Annotated in this window: 27 protein-coding genes; 15 read left to right on the top strand and 12 right to left on the bottom strand. The window is 51.0% G+C overall.

The annotated features are described in order from the left end of the window. Nucleotide 1 precedes the first annotated feature (1 nt). Nucleotides 2-163, bottom strand: a complete 162-nt coding sequence (locus INP78_RS01585) for a hypothetical protein (RefSeq protein WP_194740464.1) — start codon at nt 161-163, stop codon at nt 2-4. Here INP78_RS01585 and rsxB point away from each other — a divergent pair. The 9 genes from rsxB (at nt 162) to INP78_RS01540 (ending at nt 5,454) form a co-directional block, all read left to right on the top strand. Next, a complete protein-coding gene (gene rsxB / locus INP78_RS01580) occupies nt 162-824 on the top strand; it encodes an electron transport complex subunit RsxB (RefSeq protein WP_194740463.1) in 663 nt (220 codons plus the stop codon). The two genes, INP78_RS01585 and rsxB, sit on opposite strands and share 2 nt — an antisense overlap. 29 nt (nt 825-853) lie before the next feature. Further along, nucleotides 854-1,513 carry an endonuclease III gene (gene nth, locus INP78_RS01575; RefSeq protein WP_194740462.1) on the top strand — a complete coding sequence of 220 codons (660 nt, stop codon included), beginning with the start codon at nt 854-856 and terminating at the stop codon, nt 1,511-1,513. Between the two features lie 2 nt (nt 1,514-1,515). Then, complete coding sequence (locus INP78_RS01570; RefSeq protein ID WP_194740461.1) at nt 1,516-1,965, top strand: DUF1841 family protein; 450 nt, start codon at nt 1,516-1,518, stop codon at nt 1,963-1,965. Between the two features lie 20 nt (nt 1,966-1,985). Continuing rightward, nucleotides 1,986-2,528, top strand: coding sequence for a sigma-70 family RNA polymerase sigma factor (locus tag INP78_RS01565; RefSeq protein ID WP_194740460.1), 543 nt, complete (start codon nt 1,986-1,988; stop codon nt 2,526-2,528). A 25-nt stretch (nt 2,529-2,553) separates the two neighbouring features. Continuing rightward, nucleotides 2,554-2,802, top strand: coding sequence for a zf-HC2 domain-containing protein (locus INP78_RS01560; protein WP_194740459.1), 249 nt, complete (start codon nt 2,554-2,556; stop codon nt 2,800-2,802). 37 nt (nt 2,803-2,839) lie between these two features. Continuing rightward, a complete protein-coding gene (locus INP78_RS01555; RefSeq protein WP_194740458.1) occupies nt 2,840-3,154 on the top strand; it encodes a hypothetical protein in 315 nt (104 codons plus the stop codon). 19 nt (nt 3,155-3,173) lie between these two features. After that, nucleotides 3,174-4,052, top strand: a complete 879-nt coding sequence (locus tag INP78_RS01550) for a DUF692 domain-containing protein (RefSeq protein WP_194740457.1) — start codon at nt 3,174-3,176, stop codon at nt 4,050-4,052. Continuing rightward, nucleotides 4,052-4,807: a DUF2063 domain-containing protein gene (locus tag INP78_RS01545; protein ID WP_194740456.1), complete on the top strand. Its 756-nt coding sequence runs from the start codon at nt 4,052-4,054 to the stop codon at nt 4,805-4,807. The genes INP78_RS01550 and INP78_RS01545 overlap by 1 nt, the downstream gene beginning before the upstream one ends. Nucleotides 4,808-4,986: 179 nt before the next feature. Beyond that, nucleotides 4,987-5,454: a MarR family winged helix-turn-helix transcriptional regulator gene (locus INP78_RS01540; protein WP_194740455.1), complete on the top strand. Its 468-nt coding sequence runs from the start codon at nt 4,987-4,989 to the stop codon at nt 5,452-5,454. A gap of 84 nt (nt 5,455-5,538) precedes the next feature. Here INP78_RS01540 and INP78_RS01535 read toward each other — a convergent pair whose 3' ends face one another. The 3 genes from INP78_RS01535 to INP78_RS01525 form a co-directional block, all read right to left on the bottom strand. Then, nucleotides 5,539-5,724 carry a DUF1289 domain-containing protein gene (locus INP78_RS01535; RefSeq protein ID WP_194740454.1) on the bottom strand — a complete coding sequence of 62 codons (186 nt, stop codon included), beginning with the start codon at nt 5,722-5,724 and terminating at the stop codon, nt 5,539-5,541. 49 nt (nt 5,725-5,773) lie between these two features. Beyond that, the gene (gene secA, locus INP78_RS01530) at nt 5,774-8,506 is read right to left on the bottom strand and encodes a preprotein translocase subunit SecA (protein ID WP_194740453.1); all 2,733 of its coding nucleotides are present in this window, start codon (nt 8,504-8,506) and stop codon (nt 5,774-5,776) included. A gap of 103 nt (nt 8,507-8,609) precedes the next feature. Then, nucleotides 8,610-9,512: a M23 family metallopeptidase gene (locus INP78_RS01525; RefSeq protein WP_194740452.1), complete on the bottom strand. Its 903-nt coding sequence runs from the start codon at nt 9,510-9,512 to the stop codon at nt 8,610-8,612. Nucleotides 9,513-9,619: 107 nt separating this feature from the next. Between INP78_RS01525 and INP78_RS01520 the strand changes: the two genes are divergently transcribed. Together INP78_RS01520 and INP78_RS01515 are read left to right on the top strand one after the other, a co-directional pair. Next, a complete protein-coding gene (locus INP78_RS01520) occupies nt 9,620-10,066 on the top strand; it encodes a DUF721 domain-containing protein (protein WP_194740451.1) in 447 nt (148 codons plus the stop codon). A gap of 162 nt (nt 10,067-10,228) precedes the next feature. Beyond that, nucleotides 10,229-12,259: a sodium-translocating pyrophosphatase gene (locus INP78_RS01515; protein WP_194740450.1), complete on the top strand. Its 2,031-nt coding sequence runs from the start codon at nt 10,229-10,231 to the stop codon at nt 12,257-12,259. 89 nt (nt 12,260-12,348) lie between these two features. Here INP78_RS01515 and ppa read toward each other — a convergent pair whose 3' ends face one another. From ppa to gap (INP78_RS01495), 4 genes are all read right to left on the bottom strand, one after another. Continuing rightward, nucleotides 12,349-12,897 (bottom strand): inorganic diphosphatase, encoded by a 549-nt coding sequence (ppa, locus tag INP78_RS01510; protein WP_194740449.1) that lies wholly within the window; start codon nt 12,895-12,897, stop codon nt 12,349-12,351. 71 nt (nt 12,898-12,968) lie between these two features. Beyond that, on the bottom strand, nt 12,969-13,265 hold the full coding sequence (locus INP78_RS01505; RefSeq protein WP_194740448.1) for a YkvA family protein: 297 nt from the start codon (nt 13,263-13,265) through the stop codon (nt 12,969-12,971). Between the two features lie 6 nt (nt 13,266-13,271). Further along, nucleotides 13,272-14,171: a phosphoribosylaminoimidazolesuccinocarboxamide synthase gene (locus INP78_RS01500; RefSeq protein ID WP_194740447.1), complete on the bottom strand. Its 900-nt coding sequence runs from the start codon at nt 14,169-14,171 to the stop codon at nt 13,272-13,274. 77 nt (nt 14,172-14,248) lie between these two features. Then, complete coding sequence (gene gap, locus INP78_RS01495) at nt 14,249-15,310, bottom strand: type I glyceraldehyde-3-phosphate dehydrogenase (protein ID WP_194740446.1); 1,062 nt, start codon at nt 15,308-15,310, stop codon at nt 14,249-14,251. A gap of 146 nt (nt 15,311-15,456) precedes the next feature. Between gap (INP78_RS01495) and INP78_RS01490 the strand changes: the two genes are divergently transcribed. Continuing rightward, a complete protein-coding gene (locus INP78_RS01490; RefSeq protein WP_194740445.1) occupies nt 15,457-16,446 on the top strand; it encodes a diguanylate cyclase in 990 nt (329 codons plus the stop codon). A gap of 25 nt (nt 16,447-16,471) precedes the next feature. On the opposite strand, the gene INP78_RS01485 is transcribed toward INP78_RS01490, so the two are convergent. Further along, nucleotides 16,472-17,665, bottom strand: a complete 1,194-nt coding sequence (locus tag INP78_RS01485) for a phosphoglycerate kinase (protein ID WP_194740444.1) — start codon at nt 17,663-17,665, stop codon at nt 16,472-16,474. 96 nt (nt 17,666-17,761) lie between these two features. Beyond that, a complete protein-coding gene (gene gap, locus INP78_RS01480; RefSeq protein WP_194740443.1) occupies nt 17,762-18,763 on the bottom strand; it encodes a type I glyceraldehyde-3-phosphate dehydrogenase in 1,002 nt (333 codons plus the stop codon). A gap of 164 nt (nt 18,764-18,927) precedes the next feature. Here gap (INP78_RS01480) and msrA point away from each other — a divergent pair, with 164 nt between their 5' ends. Further along, the gene (gene msrA / locus INP78_RS01475; RefSeq protein ID WP_194740442.1) at nt 18,928-19,443 is read left to right on the top strand and encodes a peptide-methionine (S)-S-oxide reductase MsrA; all 516 of its coding nucleotides are present in this window, start codon (nt 18,928-18,930) and stop codon (nt 19,441-19,443) included. A 1-nt stretch (nt 19,444) separates the two neighbouring features. Here the strand turns inward: msrA and INP78_RS01470 are convergent, their stop codons facing one another. After that, the gene (locus INP78_RS01470) at nt 19,445-19,993 is read right to left on the bottom strand and encodes an RNA pyrophosphohydrolase (RefSeq protein ID WP_194740441.1); all 549 of its coding nucleotides are present in this window, start codon (nt 19,991-19,993) and stop codon (nt 19,445-19,447) included. 151 nt (nt 19,994-20,144) lie between these two features. Continuing rightward, nucleotides 20,145-20,867, bottom strand: a complete 723-nt coding sequence (locus INP78_RS01465; RefSeq protein WP_194740440.1) for a hypothetical protein — start codon at nt 20,865-20,867, stop codon at nt 20,145-20,147. 292 nt (nt 20,868-21,159) lie between these two features. Between INP78_RS01465 and INP78_RS01460 the strand changes: the two genes are divergently transcribed. Both INP78_RS01460 and INP78_RS01455 read left to right on the top strand, forming a co-directional pair. Then, nucleotides 21,160-22,077 (top strand): beta-propeller fold lactonase family protein, encoded by a 918-nt coding sequence (locus INP78_RS01460; RefSeq protein WP_228522583.1) that lies wholly within the window; start codon nt 21,160-21,162, stop codon nt 22,075-22,077. Between the two features lie 158 nt (nt 22,078-22,235). Next, nucleotides 22,236-22,781 (top strand): SRPBCC family protein, encoded by a 546-nt coding sequence (locus INP78_RS01455; protein ID WP_194740439.1) that lies wholly within the window; start codon nt 22,236-22,238, stop codon nt 22,779-22,781. Nucleotides 22,782-22,977: the final 196 nt, after the last annotated feature.

Below are 22,977 nucleotides of genomic sequence, written 5' to 3'. Positions count from 1 at the left end.
TTCAATAATAAAGCGAATATTTTAACTGATTATGCGCCTGAACGCCAAAGAACCCGCTTAGCCACCAGACACGGCCTGCCAGGCCATCGCCAATCCTGCTTTCAGTTATAATGACAGCCTTTGCAACCGCGATGAAATAGCGTTTTTGCCAGGCAGCTAACATGCAGACCACGAGCCGACTCAAGCAGGACACATTGATTGCGCAGATTGACGCCCTGCTGCCGCAAACACAGTGCCGCCAGTGTGGCTACGATGGCTGCAAACCTTACGCGACAGCCATCGCCAATGGTGAAGCAGACATCAATCAATGCCCGCCGGGCGGAGACGCAGGCATACACGCATTGGCCACCTTACTGCAACGCCCCTATCAGCCGTTAAACCTCGCCCATGGCATCACCAAAGCCAAAGCGGTCGCGGTGATTGATGAAACTACATGCATCGGCTGCACGCTATGTATCAGTGCCTGCCCGGTCGATGCGATTCTCGGTGCTTCCAAACGCATGCACACGGTGATCAGCCAGGAGTGTACCGGTTGTGAGTTATGCCTGCCGCCCTGCCCAGTCGATTGCATCAGCATGCAAACGGTGGCTGGCCGAGAAGTGGCCATGAATGCTGAGGAGGCAGCGCTGGCGCGACGTCGCCACGAGCAGCGACTCGCCCGGCAGACGCTTGAAAAACACAACATAGCCCAAACCTATCACAAACCAGCCACGATACATGCTGAGACGGAGAAAGTCGGCACACCCGCCGCCTCGGCAGACGCACTTAAAAAAGCAGCGATTGCCGCCGCGATGGCACGTGTAAAGGCGCAAAAACTGGGTTAACCCCTGCTGTAATCAATGAACTATTTGTTATGAATGCCCAAAAAAGACTGGCGATTTTCGAGAGGCTGGCGCAAGCCATTCCTAATCCGACCACAGAACTGGAACACAGCTCGACCTTTGAGTTACTGATTGCAGTGATTTTGTCAGCACAAGCGACTGACAAAGGCGTAAACATCGCCACCCGCAAACTGTTCAAAGTCGCCAACACGCCGCAAGCCATTCTCGACCTCGGCCTGGAAGGACTGGAGAGCTATATTAAAACCATAGGCCTCTATCATGCCAAAGCCAACAACGTGCTCAAATGCTGCCAGCAACTGCTGGACCTGCATGACGGTGAAGTGCCGGACACGCGCGCCGCACTGGAAGCCTTGGCTGGGGTCGGGCGTAAAACCGCCAATGTGATTCTCAATACCGCCTTTGGACAACCTACGATTGCCGTCGACACGCATTTGTTCCGCGTCGGCAATCGCACCAAACTGGCGCCGGGCAAAAATGTACTGGAAGTAGAGCAACGTTTTTTAAGCACCACCCCCAAGCAGTTCTTAAAAGACGCGCATCATTTATTGATTTTGCATGGCCGCTATACCTGCACGGCACGTAGCCCCAAATGCGGCGAATGTTGCATTGCCGATTTATGTGAATTTCACGACAAACAAATACACCCGGTCAAACCACCGACAGAGAGTTAATCATGGCCTTATTTAATCCTAGCCGCGATGAAGTGCGCCAGTTTTTCTTTGACGCCTGGGCCAAATTCAAACAGCAAAGCATATTAACCGACCTCGAAAAAATGGCAGTCGGCATTATGCATATGCACCCCGAATACCACACCATCCTGGATCATCCAGAACAATACCTGGAGCAAGCCTACTACCCGGAAATGGGCGAAACCAACCCGTTTTTGCACATGAGCCTGCACCTGTCCATCCAGGAGCAAATCAGCATTAACCAGCCGATTGGCATTACCCAAGCCTACGGCAAACTGTGTACACGCTTTCAGCAAGAGCACGAAGCACAACATGCCTTGCTAGAATGCCTGGCCGAAACCATCTGGCTGGCGCAGCGCAACCACACCGGGCTGGATGCAGCGCATTACCTGAGCCTGATCGAACAGCGCGCCAACATTGCCCCATCTACCTGAATTATGCTTCAATAGCCGTCATGGCAGCTAACCCGCACGACTGGCTTAACGAACATGGCGATTACTTATATCGCTTTGCGCTGACGCGATTGCGCGACCCGCATCAAGCGGAAGATGTGGTGCAGGAAACCCTGCTGGCAGCGATTAAAAGCCCCACCTTTGCCGAACAATCCAGCCCGCGCACCTGGCTCACCGGCATCCTCAAACACAAAATCATTGACTGCATGCGCAAGCAACTGCGCGAAATCCCGGCATCGGAACTCCTGACTGAAGAAGATGCCAATATGGATGAATTTTTTGACGACACTGGTCATTGGGCAGAAAAACCGCAGGCATGGGATATTCCGCATGACGCCTTGCAGCAAAAACAGTTTTTGCAGGTATTGCAGCAATGCATGGCGCGTTTGCCGCAAAAACTGGCAGCCATTTTCACCATGCGCGATGTTGATGAGTTGGATAATGAAGAAATTTGTAAGGCATTGAACATCACCGCGACCAATGCATGGGTAATGTTATACCGGGCCCGCATGGGACTGCGAAAATGTCTTGAAATGCACTGGTAACGCACAAGGTGAAACGGAAAAAGAGATGTTGAATTGCAAACAAACCAGCATACTGGTGTCGCAATCACTTGACCGCCCGCTCACCTGGCGTGAGCGCTGGGCAGTGAGGTTGCACTTGCTGATTTGCGTCTACTGCCGACGCTTTACGCAGCAGCTCAAGTGGATTCAAGGTGCGATGCAATCTTGGCAGACGCACGCCACGGATCGTACTGAGGATGTTTTATCAGCGGCAGCACGGGAACGCATTACGCAACAACTGGACAAGTTTTACTGATGTCCGCTTTTAAACCCTGTTTTAAAAAGGAACCAACATGACGACACATAAAATGGCTTTAATGACTGGCGCAGTCGCCTTATCCATTGCAGCGGCTACTGCCCATGCAGGCAACAATCCGTTTGAATTAAAAACACTGGGCCAAGGCTACCAGGTAGCAGATGCTGCAGACAGCAAGGCCAAAGAAGGTAAATGTAGCAGCGGTAAATGTGGTGCCGAGAAGAAAAAAATGAAGGAAGGCTCTTGCCACCATGATAAAGCCAAAGAGGGCTCCTGCTCTGCAGACAAGATGAAAGAAGGTAGCTGCTCAGCCGAGAAAATGAAAGAAGGCTCTTGCCACGCTAGCAAGTAATCATTGTCAAAAAACAACCATGGCACAGTTAGCGGACATTCATGGTGCAGGCCTGGGGTTGAAGCGTGAGCTATTGCCCCAGCTCATGCAGCAATATGGCCAGCCGCACCTGGCGCATTTGCAGTTCCTGGAAATTGCGCCTGAAAACTGGATTCAGGCCGGTGGCAAATATGCCGCCGAACTGGACTGGCTGGTCGCGCACTACCCGATCGCCTGCCATGGTTTATGCCTGTCACTGGGCGGGCCAGACCCGCTCAATGTCAGCTTTCTGCAACAGGTCAAACAGTTTCTGTCTGAGTTTGAAATTCCGCTCTATACCGAACATTTAAGCTATTGCAGCGACACTGCCAATGGCTATATTTACGATTTACTGCCACTGCCGTTTACTGAAGAAGCCGTGAAATATGTCGCCCAGCGCATCCAGCAAACGCAGGATATTCTGCAACGCCGTATCGCCGTAGAGAACGCCTCATTTTACGTGGCGGCCCCCATCTCTGAGATGGATGAAATCAGCTTTATCAATGCCGTGTTGACCGAAGCTGACTGTGATTTGCACCTGGACATTAATAACGTCTACGTCAATAGCGTCAATTTTGGCTTTGACCCTTATGCTTTTTTAGACCTGCTGCCTGCGCAGCGCATTGTCTACGGCCATATGGCCGGGCATTTGCAAGTAGAAGCAAATTTGCTGGTGGATACCCATGGCGATGCGATTATCGACCCGGTGTGGCGCCTGCTAACATACGCCTATGACAAACTGGGCGTGTTCCCGACCTTGCTCGAACGTGACAGCCATATTCCGCCGCTGCCTGTGCTCATGCAGGAGGTTGACCAGATTGCCTCACTACAACAGCACGCACGTCCCCTCCACGTAAACACCCTGCACAAGGTAGCCTGATGCCTGCATTTCAAGCCTACCAAGCGGCGTTCACCGCTCACTTGCGGCAACCTGCCCTGCATGCCAAACCGGCAGGGGTCGACGCCAAGCGCATGCGTATTTACCGTGAAATCGTGTTTAATAACTTTTATGCCAGTGTCAGTGCCTGCTTCCCGGTACTGCGCGACATTCTTGGCAAACGCCGCTTTAGCAAACTGGTGCGGCAGTGTTTTGCGTCACAGTCATTTAACAGCCCATTGTTTAAAGATATTCCAGGCTGTTTTGTGTCTTTTTTGCGCACGCAGACCCCAGCAGACTATCCAGCCTACACCGCACAACTCGCACACTATGAATGGATAGAGCTGGCACTTAGCCAGCAAGTCACTGCACCACCTGCGTTTGCAGCGGCGGCTGCGACAGCATCTACGCTGCTACATCGCGTGGTGCAGTTATGTGAGGCGCACCAATTGCTGCATTATGATTATGCAGTACACCGACTCTCCAAAAAGCACAGTTTGGTTGAGACCATACCAACCTTTTTACTGGTTTATCGTACGCCCGAATTCAAAGTTCGCTTCATCCAGCTAAATGCAATGACTTACCAACTCTTGCAACAGCTACATACACAAACCGCCACTGCACATCAGCACTTACTACAGTTAGCCCAAACCATTCCACATTTCCCAAGCGAGGATGTCATCGCATTTGGCTTAGAAACGTTATCCTCTTTATACCAGCAACAAGCCGTCTCTGCCGACGGTTTACTATCAAAATAACGATTCAAATAAGACAGACCGGTCTGCCAAACCAAGCGCAGCTTTGTGGCTAAAACCGACTTTTTTGTCTAAAACCACCTTTAGAAGCGGGAATTTTTATCGCGATAAACATCGGGAATCCATGTTATCTGGTGGAAACTGGTAAAATGAACATATAAAATATTTACATTAAATTAATTATGCAAAACTCACTCGCCAAAGACGCTTTAAAACAATTTCGAATTATTTTCGGTACCGTCAGACAACATTTTAGAGAAATTGAAGCTTCGTGCGGCATCTCAGGTTCCCAGTTGTGGCTCTTACACGAAATCGCCAGCCATCCAGAATTAGGTGTCTCACGCTTGGCAGAAAACCTTGCGATTCACCAATCCACTTGTAGCCTGTTGGTAGAAAAACTGGTTAAAAAACACCTGGTTGAAAAACAGCGCCTCAGCGAGGATCAACGTAAAGTAGGTCTGATTGTGACAGAGGCAGGCCATACCGTTTTGGCCAAAGCACCCCAACCTGTCGATGGCATTTTGCCGCAAGTGCTGGCCACGCTGGATATAGAGACCCTACAAAGCCTAAACCTCTCCCTCAAGATGGTCATCGGCAAACTGGATGCACAATCGAATACGTTAGGCAACCAGCCGCTGGCTGACTTGTAACCTGCTCCACCCAGAATATAAAAAAGCCGGCAATTGCCGGCTTTTTACTTTGTGACTGAAGGTAAGTGACTATCAGGCTGGTAACTAATCGCCAAATACTGCCGCTTCGCGCGCATTCGCCAATTTGATCACTTCGGCTTTACCGGCAGGATCGAGATCCCACCACTGGCGAATTTCTTCTATGGTTCTAAAACAGCCCTGGCAAAAACCATTACTGTCATCAATGCTACACACCCCGACACATGGGGATGGAATTTCCTGGTCTGACATGTTGAATCCCTTTCGCTGCCTTGCTCAATACACCTAAACTAAATACACCTTAGCTCAATGCGCCGTGACAGTTTTTAAAACGCTTGCCTGAACCGCATGGACAAGGATCATTACGACCGACGCGTACACCTTCTGGCAAGCCCTGTGGCGGCTGTGCCGCATCACCGCTATTGGTTAATGCAGAATCATAATCGGTGTGCTGATACTGCAAGTTACCTACATCGGCTGCACGCATGGCCTCTTCGGCACGGCGCTCTTCCTCTTCCAGCTCTTCGCGGGAACGCACTTGTACCTGCATGGTGATCTTGGTGACTTCGCTCTTAACGGTATTCAGCAAAGACTCAAACAACTCAAACGCTTCACGTTTGTATTCTTGCTTAGGATTCTTTTGCGCATAAGAACGCAAATGAATCCCCTGACGCAGATGATCCAGGGCAGCCAGGTGTTCACGCCAGTGGTTATCCAGGCTTTGCAGCATGACGGCGCGCTCGAAATTACGCATATTGTCATTGCCTGCCAAGGCCTCTTTTGAACCATAACTTTCGTTCGCCGCATCGAGAATGCGCTCACGCAAGGTTTCTTCATGCAGGTCAGGGTTGTTTTCCAGCCACTCACCAACTGGCAAGTGCATGCTCAACTCGTCCTGCAAGGCCTGCTCCAGCGCAGGCACTTCCCACTGCTCTTCCACGCTGCCTGGTGGCACATAGGTATTAAACAGGCTGTTAATCACATCCTCACGCATGGCACGGATGGTTTGACCAACATCGACAGACTCCAGCAACTCATTCCGCTGCTCGTAAATCACCTTGCGCTGATCGTTAGACACATCATCGTATTCGAGCAACTGTTTACGGATATCGAAGTTACGGCCTTCCACCTTGCGCTGCGCGTTTTCAATCGCACGCGTCACCATGGCATGCTCAATGGCTTCGCCTTCTGGCATATTGAGGCGGGTCATGATCGCAGCGACACGCTCACCGGAGAAAATACGCAGCAACTGGTCTTCCAGTGACAGGTAGAAGCGGCTAGAACCTGGGTCACCCTGGCGGCCGGAACGACCACGCAACTGGTTATCGACACGACGTGACTCGTGGCGCTCAGTGCCGATAATATGCAAACCACCCGCGGCCAATACGGCATCGTGGCGTTGCTGCCATTCAGCCTTCAATTGGGCAATTTTGCTTTCTTTATCCGCGTCACTCAAATTGGCATCATTACGAATGGCGTGAATTTCACCTTCGGAGTTACCGCCTAATACAATGTCGGTACCACGACCGGCCATGTTGGTCGCAATGGTGATCATGCCTGGACGGCCTGCTTCGGCAACAATGGTTGCTTCGCGCTCATGCTGCTTGGCGTTCAACACCTGGTGTTCCAGTTTGGCCTGGGTCAGCAATTGCGAAATCAGCTCGGAGTTTTCAATTGAAGTCGTACCGACCAATACCGGCTGGCCTTTGGCCTGGCATTGCTTGATATCTTCGATCACCGCTTTGTATTTTTCCATGCCGGTGCGGTACACCTTGTCCATGGCATCTTGTCGCTGCACAGGCCTGTGGGTAGGAATCACCACGGTTTCCAGCGCATAGATCTGGTTAAATTCGTAGGCTTCGGTATCTGCTGTACCTGTCATGCCGCTAAGCTTTTGATACATGCGGAAATAGTTCTGGAACGTAATCGACGCCAGCGTCTGGTTTTCTTTCTGAATCGCCACGCCTTCTTTGGCTTCCACCGCCTGATGCAAACCATCAGACCAGCGACGGCCCGGCATCATACGGCCAGAAAACTCGTCCACAATGACGATTTCATTATTACGCACCACGTAGTGCTGGTCGCGGTGATAGAGATTTTGCGCGCGCAGGGAGGCATACAAATGATGCACCAGCGTAATATTGGCGGGCTCATACAAACTGGAGCCTGCCGTCAGCAAGCCTGTTTGCTCCAGCAGTTGCTCAGCGTGCTCGTGACCGGCTTCACTCATGGTCACGCTCTGCGCTTTTTCATCGACCCAGAAATCGCCTTCACCGTCTTCAACTTGCTGGCGGACCAATTGTTTGGCAACTTCGTTAATCGCGCCATACAAATCCACGCTGTGCTCGGCCTGGCCAGAAATAATCAATGGCGTACGCGCCTCATCAATCAGGATAGAATCGACCTCATCCACCAGCGCATAGTGCAAAGGACGCTGAACGCGCTCCTCTTTGCTGAACACCATGTTGTCACGCAGGTAATCAAAACCGAATTCGTTATTGGTACCGTAGGTAATATCAGCGGCATATGCCTGCTGTTTGGCGTCGTGCGGCATTTGCGACAGGTTGATGCCCACACTCAAGCCCAAGAAGTTGTAGAGCTGCCCCATCCACTCGGCATCGCGTTTGGCAAGGTAGTCGTTGACAGTGACCACATGCACACCTTTACCCGTTAACGCATTCAGGTACGTCGGCAAGGTTGCCACCAGCGTTTTACCTTCACCGGTACGCATTTCGGCAATTTTGCCTGCATTCAGCACCATGCCGCCGATCAGCTGCACGTCAAAGTGGCGCATGCCCAAGGCACGCTTGCTGCCTTCACGCACCACTGCAAACGCCTCTGGCAACAATTTTTCCAGGGACTCGCCATTGCTGTAACGCTGTTTAAACTCTTCGGTTTTTGCCCGTAGCTGCTCGTCACTCAAGGCCTGAGTCGCGGGCTCTAACGCATTGATTTGTTTGACGGTTTGCTGATACTGTTTGACCAGTCGATCATTACGACTGCCAAAAACTTTTTTAAACAACGAGGCTAACATGAGTCACACCGATTTTCCGCATACGCGGCGTTAAATTGAAATAAACAGAGATTGTATAAGATATAGAGGGCGGTTGTCTTGATTATTGTTCGTCAAGCAAACGTCAGGAGTGATTCCTGAGATATTCACGTGGGTCCAGCGGGTTACCGTTTAGGCGGATTTCATAATGCAAATGTGGGCCGGTAGAACGGCCAGTGCTGCCGATGAGGGCAATTTTCTGGCCCTTCAGCACACGCTCGCCAGCTTTCACCAGCAATCTGGAGTTATGGGCATAACGGGTTTCTAGACCGGAGCCATGATCTATCTTGAGCAAATTACCGTAATCCGGCGTTTGCACAGCGGTTGTCACAATGCCATCCGCGGCAGCATACACTGGCATCCCGACCGATGCCGGAAAATCCAGACCTTCATGAAAAGCGCGGTGACCACTGAGCGGGTCGATACGCCACCCATAACTAGACGAGCTGTAAGCCGCCTCTACCGGACTGCTGTTCGGCAGCATTTCGCGCAACACACTTTTCTGCAACAACTTCGCCTCTATCTTGCCCTGATACTCGTCCCTGAAGTCGAGATCAGCCGACATTTGTTCGATGGTTGCTTTGAGATCGTCTTCACTTAAAGGAGAGTCTTTAACCAGCGGCCCCCCTTGCCCCATCAGCTCATTGACTGGTGTGCGCTGGTTAATCGGCTCCGCAGTTGATTTAACTCCCGCCAATTTGGACAAACGTTGGTTTTGCGCATCCAGGCGCAAAATACGCGCCTGCAACTCACCAATTTGCTTGGCATAAGCATCGAGATGACTTTGAGTAGACAACATGGCGCCGCGCAAATGTGGTGGCAACATGGCTTTCACGCCCTGTGACTTGATCACTTGTTGCGGTGTGATAAACAACAAGGTCAACACGACGGGCACCAGGATCAGTGCCATGACCATGCCAATGCTCTCAAACACACCCAGTGTTTTAGGCTTGGCCATTTTTTCTGAAACAATAATGATATTAATCATGCTTAGAACTCTCGCTATTCACCGGCTAGCCATGATGACCCTACGGGTTACCAACGTTTTCTGGCCTGGTGGTGTACAATATTCATGCATTCTGTGGACAATCCGCCATGTTCAAAATCAATCAGATTTTCAAGCATCATCACGATCTCAAGCCGCTATTACAAGAAGCGGATGATAGGCAGCAATTACAGCAATGCTGGTCAGCAGTTGCCCCGGAATTCTCCAGATTTTCGCATGTGCTGGCATTTCATGATGGCGCCCTGACGATTGCCGTACAGTCAGGCGCAGCGGCCAGCAGAATTAAGTTAATGGAAACCCAACTCTTGCAAAAAATCCGGGATTTTTGTCAAAATTCCAGGAAAATCAAAGGCTTAAACCTTAACGCAATTAAGGTCAAAGTGCAAGTAAAATCTCGCCCGCAAAGCAAGCATAAACGTATCAAAGCCCCTTCAAATCGCGCTTTAAACACGCTGGAGACCTGTGCTAACGAGGTCGATAATCCAGCGCTAGAAGCCGCTTTACGTCACTTTATTGACCAGCAACGCCACGATTAAGCAGCACTTTTCCGCCGCCAAAACAGCCCTGAAAACGCGCTTGTAGACGCACTTTAATAGTGCAATAATGACCCAACCCGTTACAATTTATTTACAAATAAAATAGCGCGGTTACAAGCAGTCATTACGTTTAACGCAGTTTCATCAGGAACAGGAGAAGTCATGTCAGTCGCATTAATGTTAGCGCTCGGTGCTGCAGTGTTGGCGGTGCTCTATGGCGTAGTAATGAGCAAGTGGATTTCAGGTTTACCCGCGGGCAATGCCCGCATGCAAGAAATTGCCGGGGCCATTCAGCAAGGCGCAGCCGCCTATCTATCCAGGCAATACAAAACCATCGCACTGGTAGGTATAGTACTGGCTATTTTAATTGGCGTATTTTTAGGCGCGCAAACCGCCGTCGGCTTTGTCATCGGCGCCTTATTATCCGGCGCCTGTGGCTTTATTGGCATGAATGTCTCGGTCAAGGCCAATGTGCGCACGGCACAGGCGGCCACCAACGGCATAGGCGCAGCGCTGGATGTGGCCTTTAAAGGTGGCGCCATTACCGGCATGCTGGTGGTGGGCCTGGGCCTATTAGGCGTGGCTGGCTTTTATGCCTATCTCGGCGCCGAACAGGCGACAGACCTGAATCCACTGATCGGCCTGGCATTTGGCTCTTCATTGATTTCTATCTTCGCCCGGCTGGGTGGCGGCATTTTCACCAAAGGGGCCGATGTTGGCGCCGACCTGGTAGGTAAGGTGGAAGCAGGCATCCCTGAGGATGATCCGCGTAACCCTGCAGTGATTGCCGACAACGTGGGCGACAACGTGGGCGACTGCGCAGGCATGGCCGCCGACCTGTTTGAAACCTATGCCGTGACATTGATCGCTACCATGGTGCTCGGCGGCCTGATGGCGGCAGAAGCAGGCGCCAACGGTGTCATTTACCCCTTATTGCTGGGCGCAGTTTCAATCGTCGCATCCATTATTGGCTGTTTCTTCGTCAAGGCCTCGCCCGGCATGAAAAACGTCATGCCAGCACTGTACAAGGGCCTGGCCGTCGCAGGCACACTCTCTCTGATTGCATTCTATTTTGTGACGCAGTATGTGTTTCCGCAAGGCTATACGCATGGTGAAGTCACCGTCACCAGTCAGGCACTATTCGGCGCTTGTGCAGTGGGCCTGGTATTAACCGCAGCGCTGGTGTGGATCACCGAATACTACACGGGCACTGACTACGCGCCAGTCAAACACGTGGCACAAGCCTCGACCACTGGCCATGCCACCAACATTATTGCCGGGATAGGCGTGTCCATGAAATCGACCGCGCTGCCGGTGATTTCGGTTTGTATCGCCATCTACGTCGCCTTTCACCTGGCGGGACTGTATGGCGTGGCGATTGCTGCCATGGCCATGTTGAGCATGGCAGGCATTGTGGTCGCGCTGGATGCCTACGGCCCGATTACCGATAATGCAGGCGGCATCGCCGAAATGGCAGAATTGCCCAGCAGCGTGCGTGATGTGACTGACCCGCTGGATGCGGTAGGCAACACCACCAAAGCAGTCACCAAAGGTTATGCCATTGGCTCCGCAGGCCTTGCATCGCTGGTGCTGTTTGCCGACTACACACACAAACTGGAAGGGGCTGGCATTACCGCCAGTTTTGACTTAAGCGATCCAAAAGTGATTATCGGCCTGTTTATTGGCGGCCTGATTCCGTTCCTGTTTGCCGCCATGGCGATGGAGGCGGTCGGCCGTGCCGCGGGCAGCGTGGTAGAAGAAGTGCGCCGCCAGTTCCGCGAAATCAAAGGCATTATGGAAGGCACTGCCAAACCGGAATATGGCAAAGCTGTCGACATGCTGACCAGTGCCGCCATCAAGGAAATGATGTTGCCATCATTATTACCGGTTGCCGTGCCGATTTTGGTAGGCTTGTTTCTGGGCCCGGTTGCCTTAGGAGGCTTATTGATGGGCACCATCGTCACCGGCCTGTTTGTGGCGATTTCGATGTGTACAGGCGGTGGCGCCTGGGATAACGCCAAAAAATATATTGAAGACGGTCATCACGGCGGCAAAGGCTCGGATGCGCACAAAGCGGCAGTGACGGGCGATACGGTCGGCGATCCTTACAAGGATACGGCTGGCCCGGCAGTGAATCCATTAATCAAGATCATCAATATTGTGGCGCTGCTGATCGTGCCGCTATTACATTAACAAGCCATTCACAAACAAAAAGCCGGGTAAAAGACCCGGCTTTTTTGTGCATCACGTTTCTGATTAAAACGCCTGCTTAAAACGTCAGACTAAAACGCTGGTTTCACTTCTGCTTCGTTGTAACGCACAACGCCATCAGTGATTTCTTTATGCGCAGATTCAATGCCTTCCCAACCTTCGATTTTCACCCATTTACCTTTATCCAGGTCTTTGTAGTGCTCAAAGAAGTGGGCAATCATGTCCAAACGCCAAGGTGACACATCGCTCAAGGTTTTCTGATAAGCATACAGGCCGCATACTTTCTCGATAGGCACAGCCAGTACTTTGGCATCACCACCGGCTTCGTCCGTCATTTTCAGCATACCCAATGCGCGGCAGCGTACCACCACACCTGGCAACAATGGCACGGGTGTAATCACCAGCACATCAACCGGGTCTCCATCATCACCCAAAGTGTGTGGAATATAGCCGTAGTTACATGGATATTGCATGGATGTCCCCATGAAACGATCCACAAACAGCGCGCCACTTTCTTTATCTACTTCGTATTTAACCGGGTCGCCGTTGGCCGGAATTTCGATAATGACGTTAAAGTCGTGGGGCAAATCTTTGCCGCTTGGCACCAAATTCAAAGACATCTTCTCAAACCCATTTCAACAAAAAAGCGCCATTATAGGCGAATAATATGAACATTTGCTGGCAAACAGCACTATTTTTGATCCGGCACAACTGCCACCGAATCACGGCAAGACTGCCGAACAGCCACCGGGATCAGCTTGAGTGCCAGGTAAAGCAATAAGGGAATAATCACCAGTTCATCCAGTTGGCCTATCACCGGGATAAAATCCGGGATCAGGTCAAACGGCAGCACCAGATAAGCAAGTGCCAGCCAGAGCAAGGCCTTGGCCAGCCAGGGCGTTTGCGGATGCGCATGCAAGGCACGGTAAAAAGCCACCTCCTGCTTAAAGCGGCTGGCCAGGGTTGCCAATTGCGCGCGCAATCCCATGCGGTGCTAATCGACCTTTAAGGTACGACCTGTCAACTTGGCAAACGCTTCCATATACTTATCAGAAGTACGTTGTGCGACATCGGCAGGCAATTCAGGGCCTGGCGCAACCTTGTTCCAGCCGCAACTTTCCAGCCAGTCGCGCACGTATTGCTTGTCATAACTGGGTGGATTACTGCCAATCTGATATTGGTCAGCAGGCCAGAAACGCGAAGAATCCGGGGTTAATGCCTCATCCATCACATGCAATACGCCATGCTCGTCGACGCCAAATTCAAACTTGGTGTCGGCAATAATAATGCCTTTGGTGCGTGCATATTCCGCCGCACGCGTGTACAAGGCAATGGCGGCTCTTTCCACCTGGGCGGTCATGTCTTTGCCAATCAGCGCCTCGACTTGGGCAATGCTGATATTCTCGTCATGTTCGCCGACGGCTGCCTTGCTTGACGGTGTGAATAACGGTTTCGGTAATTGCTGCGCCAATTGCAGTCCGGCGGGCAATGGGATATCGCAGACGGTGCCCTTGGCGCTGTACTCTTTCCAGCCACTGCCGACCAGATAACCACGCACAATCGCTTCCAATGGCAAGGCTTTAAGCTTTTTCACTACCACGGCGCGGCCTTTGACCTGTTCAACCTCATCAGGGGCGACCACAGACTCAGGCGCAATGCCCGTTAAATGGTTAGGCACGACATCCTGTAACTGCTCAAACCAGAAATCAGCCATTTGCGTCAGCATGGCGCCTTTGTGCGCAATCCCTGTCGGCAAAATCACATCAAAAGCACTTAAGCGATCTGTACTCACCAGCAACATGGTTTTGGCGTCGATATCGTAAATATCACGCACCTTACCCTGGTGCAGTTTTTTCAGGCTTTTGATGGAAGTTTCGAGCAAAGGCGCACGCATAATGTCTATCACACAAGTAAAAACAGCATTATAAATGCGTGACGCGATTGCTGGCGAATAAATTGATGCTTAACACATCAAGCAGCGACGGCCTCATCCTCCTCAACCACAGGCAAATTGGTCATCGACAACTTGGCATAGCCGACATAACGGGTCAGGCGCAGCAGGTTGCAGGTATAGCCGTATTCATTGTCATACCAGCCGATCAATTTAACGAAGGTCGGATCCAGCATAATGCCCGCACCCGCATCAAACACACTAGCCGCCGGGAAACCACGGAAGTCGCTGGAGACCACTGCCTCCTCGGTATAACCCAACACGCCTTTGAGGTCGCGCTCAGCCGCATATTTCATCACCGCACAAATCTCTTCGTAACTGGTTTTTTGCTGTAACTCCACAGTTAAGTCGACCACGGATACATCCGCCGAGGGAATGCGCATAGCCATGCCTGTGAGCTTCTTATTGAGCGCCGGAATCACTTTGCCTACAGCCTTGGCCGCACCGGTACTGGATGGAATAATGTTTTCAAATACCCCGCGGCCGCCGCGCCAGTCTTTATTGGAAGTACCGTCCACGGTTTTTTGTGTCGCAGTCGCGGCATGAATAGTCGTCATCAAGCCACGTTTGACACCAAAGTTGTCGTGTAACACTTTCACGATGGGCGCCAACCCGTTGGTGGTGCACGACGCCGCCGAGACGATATCTTCACCGTGATAATGGTAGTGATTGACACCGTAGACATACATGGGCGTATCGTCTTTGCCTGGCGCAGACTGCACCACGATACGTGCGCCACCCGCAATATGTGCAGCACAGGTCTCCTGGGTCAGGAACACGCCAGTACACTCAATCACCACATCGACTTCCGCCGATAGCCAATCAATGTCGGCAGGCTTGGTATGCGCGGTGAGACGGATTTTCTTGCCATTCACTACCAGGAAATCGCCCTCTAAATGTGCATCCTGTGCCAGCCTGCCGTGCACGGAATCATATTTGAGCATATACAACATATGGTCCGGTTCTTCGATGCCGTTAATGGCCACCACCTCCATATCTTTGAACTCAGCCTGATTTAATGCGGCGCGCAGCACCATACGGCCAATACGACCAAAACCGTTAATCCCCACCCGAATGCCCATTTTTGACTCCTTCGTCTCTGGATAGGGTAAAAACAAGCAATTTTGATGCTAATTTTCAACAATTAGCATTAGACAGGCGCCAAAGCCTTGAATAGAATAGAGTTGAATCTTTTGAATGTTGCAAGCAACTGGCCATCGGATATTTTGTGAACATCGCAGAACAATTACTGAGTGGTATCCTGGACACATTACCCCTGCAAATTGCAGTGATTGATGAGACCAGCAGCATTATTTACGTCAATCAGGCCTGGCGCCAATTTGGGCTACTTTATGGCCTGGCCATCGAAACAGACTGGTTTGGCATTGCCTACCTGGAACTCTGCCGTGCCAACGAAGATACCAATCAACCCATACTACTGGACGGTATCGAGCGCGTACTCAGCGGCTCCATGGCGCATTTCACGACTGACTATTTGTGTCACACCCCCACCCAGGAACCTACCTGGCTGACACTCAACCTGCAACCGATGCAAACCACACTGGCCGATGGTAAATTATTTTTACTCTCGCTCACGAATATCACCCACCACAAACAGACTGAGGACCGCATCTCGGCCCTCACCTTGACCGATCCTTTGACCGGGCTGGCCAATCGTCGGCGGCTGGAACAATTCATGCGTGACGAATGGTCGCGCGCCATCCGTCATCAATCCAGCCTGAGCGTGATGATGGTCGATGCCGACCATTTCAAGCAGCTGAATGACAGCATGGGGCATGGGGCGGGAGACGAGTGCCTGCGCCAATTGGCAGGCATATTAAAACGTTACAGCAATCGCCCGGGCGACTTGGCAGCGCGTTATGGTGGTGAAGAGTTTGTATTGGTGCTGGGGCAGACCACACAACAGGAAGCGGCCAAAATCGCCGAACGCATCCGGCAGAAAGTCATGGCACTGGATATCCGTTTTGCAGGTCACCGTCTGATGACCGTGAGCATAGGCGTGGCTTCACTGGGCCTTCAGCAATCACAATCACACAAAGAGCAGCACGCGCGTAACCAGTGGCTTAATTTCAGTGAAGACGGTAATTTATTGATAGAACAGGCCGACAAAGCTTTGTATGTGGCCAAGAAACAGGGCCGCAACCGGGTAGAAGTCTACGACAAACATCACAGGCTGACGGTGCCGCTCTCCGTGTAGCGACAACCCTCAGCCTGCATGTATTTTAGGCAGCGCGCTCTTCCAGAATCGCTACTGCTGGCAGGGTTTTGCCTTCAAGGAACTCAAGAAACGCACCACCCGCGGTTGAGATATAAGACACTTTGTCGTAAATATCATACTTCTGGATCGCTGCAATCGTGTCGCCACCACCCGCCAGTGTAAAGGCTTTGGTTTCAGCAATGGCCTTGGCAATGGTTTTCGTGCCATCACCAAACTGGTCAAATTCAAACACGCCCACCGGGCCGTTCCAGACCACGGTGCCTGCTTTCATGATGATATCCACCAGCTCAGCGGCTGATTGCGTGCCAATATCAAAAATCATCTCATCAGCAGCCACATCCGTTGCCGACTTTTTCACCGCAGGTTCATTGGCATCAAATTGCTTGCCCACTACCACATCTTTGGCAATTGGCACGCAGGCACCACGCGCAGACATCTTGTCCATCAGGCATTTCGCCGTGCCAATCAAATCATCCTCACACAAGGACTTGCCGACCTCCTGACCAGACGCTTTGAGGAAGGTGTTGGCGATGCCACCGCCAACCACCAACTGGTCAACCTTATCAGACAAGCTTTCCAGAACGGTCAACTTGGTTGACACTTTGGAACCACCCACGATGGCCACCAGCGGGCGCGCAGGTGCCAGCAAGGCTTTGCTTAATGCATCCAGCTCTTGCGTCAGCAGAATACCTGCACAGGCGACTGGCGCGAACTTGGCAATGCCATGCGTAGAGGCTTCGGCACGGTGTGCAGTGCCAAACGCATCCATCACAAACACGTCACACAACGCGGCATATTTTTTAGCCAACTCATCGTTGTTCTTCTTTTCGCCGACATTAAAGCGGCAGTTTTCCAGCAAAATCAGTTGACCGTCCTGCGTGGTCAGACTATCTTCCGGCGCATTGGGCGCCAGCCAGTTCTTCACCAGGCGCACTGGTTGCCCCAACAATTTACTCATCACATCGGCGACCGGCTGCAATGAGTTCTCTTCACTGTACACACCTTCTTCCGGGCGCCCCAGATGCGAAGTCACCATCACTTTGGCGCCCGCCTTCAAGGCATACTCAATGGTCGGCATGCTGGCCACAATTCTGGCATCACTGGTCACCACGCCATCTTTTACCGGCACGTTGAGGTCGGCACGGATAAACACCCGCTTGCCACGCAAGTCGAGGTCGGTCATTTTGATGAATTTCATGAAGGTCTCCCTTGAGCGGTCGCCGCCGCTTGAATATAAACTGGTAAGGTATGTATGTGTGACATATGCAAACGGGGCATAAAGCCCCGTGCATGATTAAGCAATGTGTTGAACCAGACGCAGCAGGTTACAGGTATAGCCGTATTCGTTATCGTACCAGCCTACCACTTTGACAAAGGTCGGGTCCAGCATAATGCCTGCATCGGCATCAAACACACTAGCCGCTGCACTGCTGCGGAAGTCGCTGGACACCACTTTTTCGTTAGTAAACTCCAGCACGCCTTTCAACGCACCATCGGCCGCTTGTTGCATGGCCGCGCAAATCGCTTCATAGGTGGTTTCGGTGTTGAGCTCTACGGTCAGATCTACCACAGACACATCGGCGGAAGGCACACGCATAGCCATGCCGGTCAGTTTTTTGTTGAGGGATGGAATCACTTTACCCACCGCCTTGGCAGCGCCGGTGCTGGAAGGAATAATGTTTTCAAACACACTGCGGCCACCGCGCCAGTCTTTTTTCGAGGTGCCGTCTACCGTCAATTGTGAAGCTGTCGCCGCATGTATCGTCGTCATCAAACCACGTTTGATCCCAAAGCTGTCATGCAGCACTTTAGCCAACGGCGCCAGGCCATTGGTGGTACAGGAAGCGGCAGAAATAATCGCTTGGCCAGCGTATTCGGTATGATTCACACCGTACACAAACATCGGCGTATCATCTTTACCCGGTGCAGATTGCACCACTTTAACAGCGCCGCCGTTCACGTGTGACTGACAGGTGTCCTGGGTTAAAAAAGCGCCGGTAGATTCAATCACAACCTCAGCGCCGCCTTTGCGCCAGTCGATATTGTTAGGATCACGTTCTGCAGTCAGGTGAATGCGCTTGCCATTGACCACCAGCGCGCCATTGTCGGCTTCAACCTTGGCATTAAAACGGCCATGCACAGAGTCATACTTGAGCAAATACATCATGTATTCAACATCATATGAACTATTAATTGCCACCACTTCGATATTGCTGAACTCTGCTTGCTCAATCGCCGCACGCAACGCCATACGGCCAATTCGCCCAAACCCGTTAATGCCTACCTTGACTGCCATATGCTCCCCAACATTGCTTAGAACTAAAGCTCAGTATTTTAACCTAAACCACCTATACTGGACAGATTGTAAGTATTTGATTTGATACACGACAAAGCAGAAAAGCCACTGCAAGCAGGCTACTCTCGCTTGTTTACCCTCAGATATTCTGGAAAGAAGGAAAAATGCACGACACTATCACACTCGCTGGCGGCTGTTTTTGGGGCATGCAAGACCTGTTTCGACGCTTGCCCGGCGTGATCGACACCCGCGTAGGCTATACCGGCGGCGAGGTTGCGCACGCCACTTATCGCAATCATGGCAACCATGCAGAAGCGATAGAAGTCGAATTTGATGCGTCACAGATCAGCCTGAGGCAGCTGCTGGTGTTCTTTTTCCAGATTCACGACCCGACTACCCTCAACCGCCAAGGCAACGACCTGGGGCCATCTTACCGCTCTGCCATTTATTATGCTAACGCGGCACAACAAGCGGCGGCAGAACAACTGATTGCCGAGATGAATGCCACACACATCTGGCCCGGCAAAGTCGTGACCGAGATCACGCCTGTCAGCGACTTTTGGCTAGCTGAGCCTGAACATCAGGATTACTTAGTGAAATATCCAACCGGCTACACCTGCCATGGCTTGCGACTGGACTGGATTTTGCCACAAGACCGCGCAGCAGCCGTGTGGCTATAGATTATTCAGGGGTGACAGCGGGTGGCAATTTGCTTGCGGGCGCAGGTTTGCGCGGCTTGCCGCCAGTCCTGCGGCCGGAATGATGCAAAAAGGTTGCCAACTCGTTAAGCGCCAATTGGTAAACCTCGCGCTTGAACTCAATCACGTCTTCGAGTGGCACCCAGTATTCACTCCAACGCCAGGCATCAAACTCAGGATGCTCAGTCGCACGTAGCGACACATCTGAGTCGCGGCCGGTCAGGCGCAATAAAAACCAGATTTGCTTTTGGCCCTTGTAACTGCCACGCCATTCACGTTTGATCCAACTGGTAGGCACTTCATAGCGCAGCCAGTCGCGCGTACGGCCCAAAATTTTGACGTGCTCAGGCTTGAGGCCCACCTCTTCCATCAGCTCACGATACATGGCTTGCTCCGGCGTTTCACCATATTTGATGCCGCCTTGCGGAAACTGCCACGCATGCTCTCTGATACGCTTGCCCCAAAACACCTGGTTATGTGCATTGCAAAGCACAATCCCAACGTTCGGACGGTATCCATCACGATCTAACATAAAAAACTGCCTTCAATATTTGCTGCAATTTTTTCACACTTTGCCCTTTAATGAAAGGACAACCATCATGCGTCTGCCATAAAAGTATGCGTGTTTTGCGCAAAAAAAAAGCTCACTATGCGTGAGCTTTTTTACTGATGCCCTGAAAAGATCAGGATTTCATGCGACGTGCAGCCAAGCCACCCACAACCAACAGGCCAGCAAACATCATGGCAGACTTATCTGCTTCTGGCACTGGAATCACGGTCATGTTGACAAAAGTGTAATCAGACTGGTTATCACATTTTTTACAATGTGAGTCAGGATAGCCTTTGACTGCAGTGAACACAATGCTGTCTATAGAACGGAAACCAAACGGATTGTTCAACTGCCATGCACCTGTACCGCCATCAACAGCACCACTACCGATGGACACGACTGAACCTTCGCCAGTCCAGGCCGCTGTGTGCACGCCAGTGGCTGTCAGGTAGTAAACACCTGTTCCACCGTCAGCAAAGCTCACCAGCATTTTTGCCACTTCTTTAACGTCGCTGTACTCTGGACCGTCAAACAGCAATGCCAGGTTGATGGAAGACACGATCACTTCTTTAGAGAACGTACCGGTCAATGTTTCACCAATATCAATTTCGTCATTTGTTCTGCCACCAGCGATACCCACACCAGTGATCCCTGCCTGACTTTTTTGCTTGAATGCATTGCTACCAACAAAAGTAGCGGTTGTACCATCAGCAAAGCTCGTGGAATAGCTGGTTTGGCCATCCACAAAATTGCTACCAACCACGGTACCTGTGGTCAAGGCAAAGGCAGACTGCGCCGTTGCCAGCATCGAAAACGACAACAGCAACTTAAGGCCAGCATCAACTATTTTTTTCATTGTGACTCCCTTGGTTTCATTCAAAGTTTAATAAAGTTAAATTTTCATGGTGATTTTAAGTCAAACGGCTACCGGTATAAAATAGTCCATTAGGGTCACAGGGAAATATCCTGTTTCTTTTCATATATTTACAAAAAAACCGCAAAATCCCCACAATAAATTTATGGTTATATAATTAATAATGCTGTCAACCTTATACACTCACAATCGTTTGTCGGTTATGCACCTGCTTTTCACCTCTGCCATCAAATTACGAAAACAAGCTTCGACAGCGTTTTTTTGGCTAGCATTATTGGCATGGATCCCCCAATCATATGCTGGCAACCTGGCTTACATCACCAACCAGGGCAATGACACGGTCTCCGTGCTGGATACGCAAAAAAAACAGGTCACACACACGATTGAGGTCGGCAAAGCACCCGTAGGTGTCGCCATTGCCACCAAACAACAGCGCATCTACATCAGCAACGCCAATAGCCAGACGGTTTCAGTCATCAACAGCACAACCCAGCAAAAAGTGTATGACATCCCCGTACACGTACAAGCCGTCGGCATCGCCCTCAGCCGCGACGAAAACACCCTCTATGTTGCAGACTGGGGTGGTGAACAGGTGATTGCGGTCGACACCGCGCACCCGGAAAAACAAAAAGCCTTCAAGGCAGGCAAAACGCCTTCGGGGCTGCTGGTGAGTGCAGATGACAAAAAACTGTTTATTGCCAATCGCGACAGCAATGATGTCACAGTGGTAGACACCAGGACACTCAAAACCATTGCGCAAATTCCAGTTGGGCTACATCCCTTTGCACTAACCCTCAGCCCGGACGCGCGTACCTTATTCGTCGTCAATGTTGTCAGCAACACGCTCACTTTGTTAAACGTAGACACTTACCAGTCCAGCACAGTCAAAACCGGGCAACATCCTTATGGTGTGACCATCAGCCCAGATAGCCGTTGGGCTTACGTCAGCAACAATCATGCAGAAAGCGTTTCAGTGATTGACTTAAGCAATGGCAAAACTGTGAAAACGATCACCGTCGGCGAGTTTCCAGAAGGCATTGAGTATGACAAAACAACCAATCAAGTCGTCGTTGCCAACTGGGGCTCGGATACCGTTTCGCTGATTGATGCACACACCAATACCGTCACACACACCATTGCCAGCCCCAAACTGTGCCGGTCATTTGGGCAATTTATACTGCAGGCCAAATAAAATTTGTTTTTTTCACAGGATGACCCATGAATTAGTCGCAAAGAACGCTTTTTTTAGGTAAAGTCTCGGGTTGTTTTTAAAACGCCAAGACCGCCTACTTTTATCAAGTACCGCTTATCTTTTAGTTTTGAAAGTCTGTAAATATCAGGAGAAATGTAATGAAAAAAATTCTAGGCATTATTGCTGTTTCTTTATTGCCGTTGATCCCTCTGACTGCTGGCGCACACGGTGCGGCTGCGTTACGTTTTGAGAAAACCGTCACCATCAAAGCAGCCCCGGCAAAAGTGTGGGCATTGCTCAAAGACTTTGGCAATGTACAAGCGTGGCACGCAGGCGTTGAATCAACCACTATTGAGCAGAAAAAAGACGAAAACGGCGATGACGCGACTTATCGCACTGTCAAACTGAAAAACGGCGGCGTGATGTACGAAAAACTGCGCTCTGCTGACGATGCAGGCATGCGCCTGAAATATGAATACGTGCTTGAAAAAAGCACTTTGCAAGTGTCTAACTTTTACCCAGGCATCACTGTAACCGGCAGCGGCAATGAATCAGTGGTCACGGTGAAAGGCAGCTACACACGTGCCGACTCTTCAAACATCCCAAAACCTGAACAAAATGACGACGCTGCCACCAAAGCAGTGAACGATTATTTTGACGCCGGTCTGGAAAGCCTGAAAAAGGTTGCCGAATCGGGAAAGTAATTAGCCAGGGTTCTGGAAAAAAATCGCAAGGCAACAGTAAACCCTGGTGGAAGTTCTGGTAAGTCTTACGTTGTAAACAACATTCGTTTTTGCAAATGCAGTTTTGGCCAAAAGCTAAACACTGTCACCAAATAAAGGGATTGTGTACCACACAATCCCTTTTTTGCATTCTGCACCACCTCATCATCACCTGACC

It is taken from the genome of Methylophilus sp. 14, from assembly GCF_015354345.1.
Lineage (GTDB): Bacteria > Pseudomonadota > Gammaproteobacteria > Burkholderiales > Methylophilaceae > Methylophilus.
Note: the sequence above shows the minus strand (reverse complement) of the source record. Positions and strands in the feature narration are given on the sequence as shown.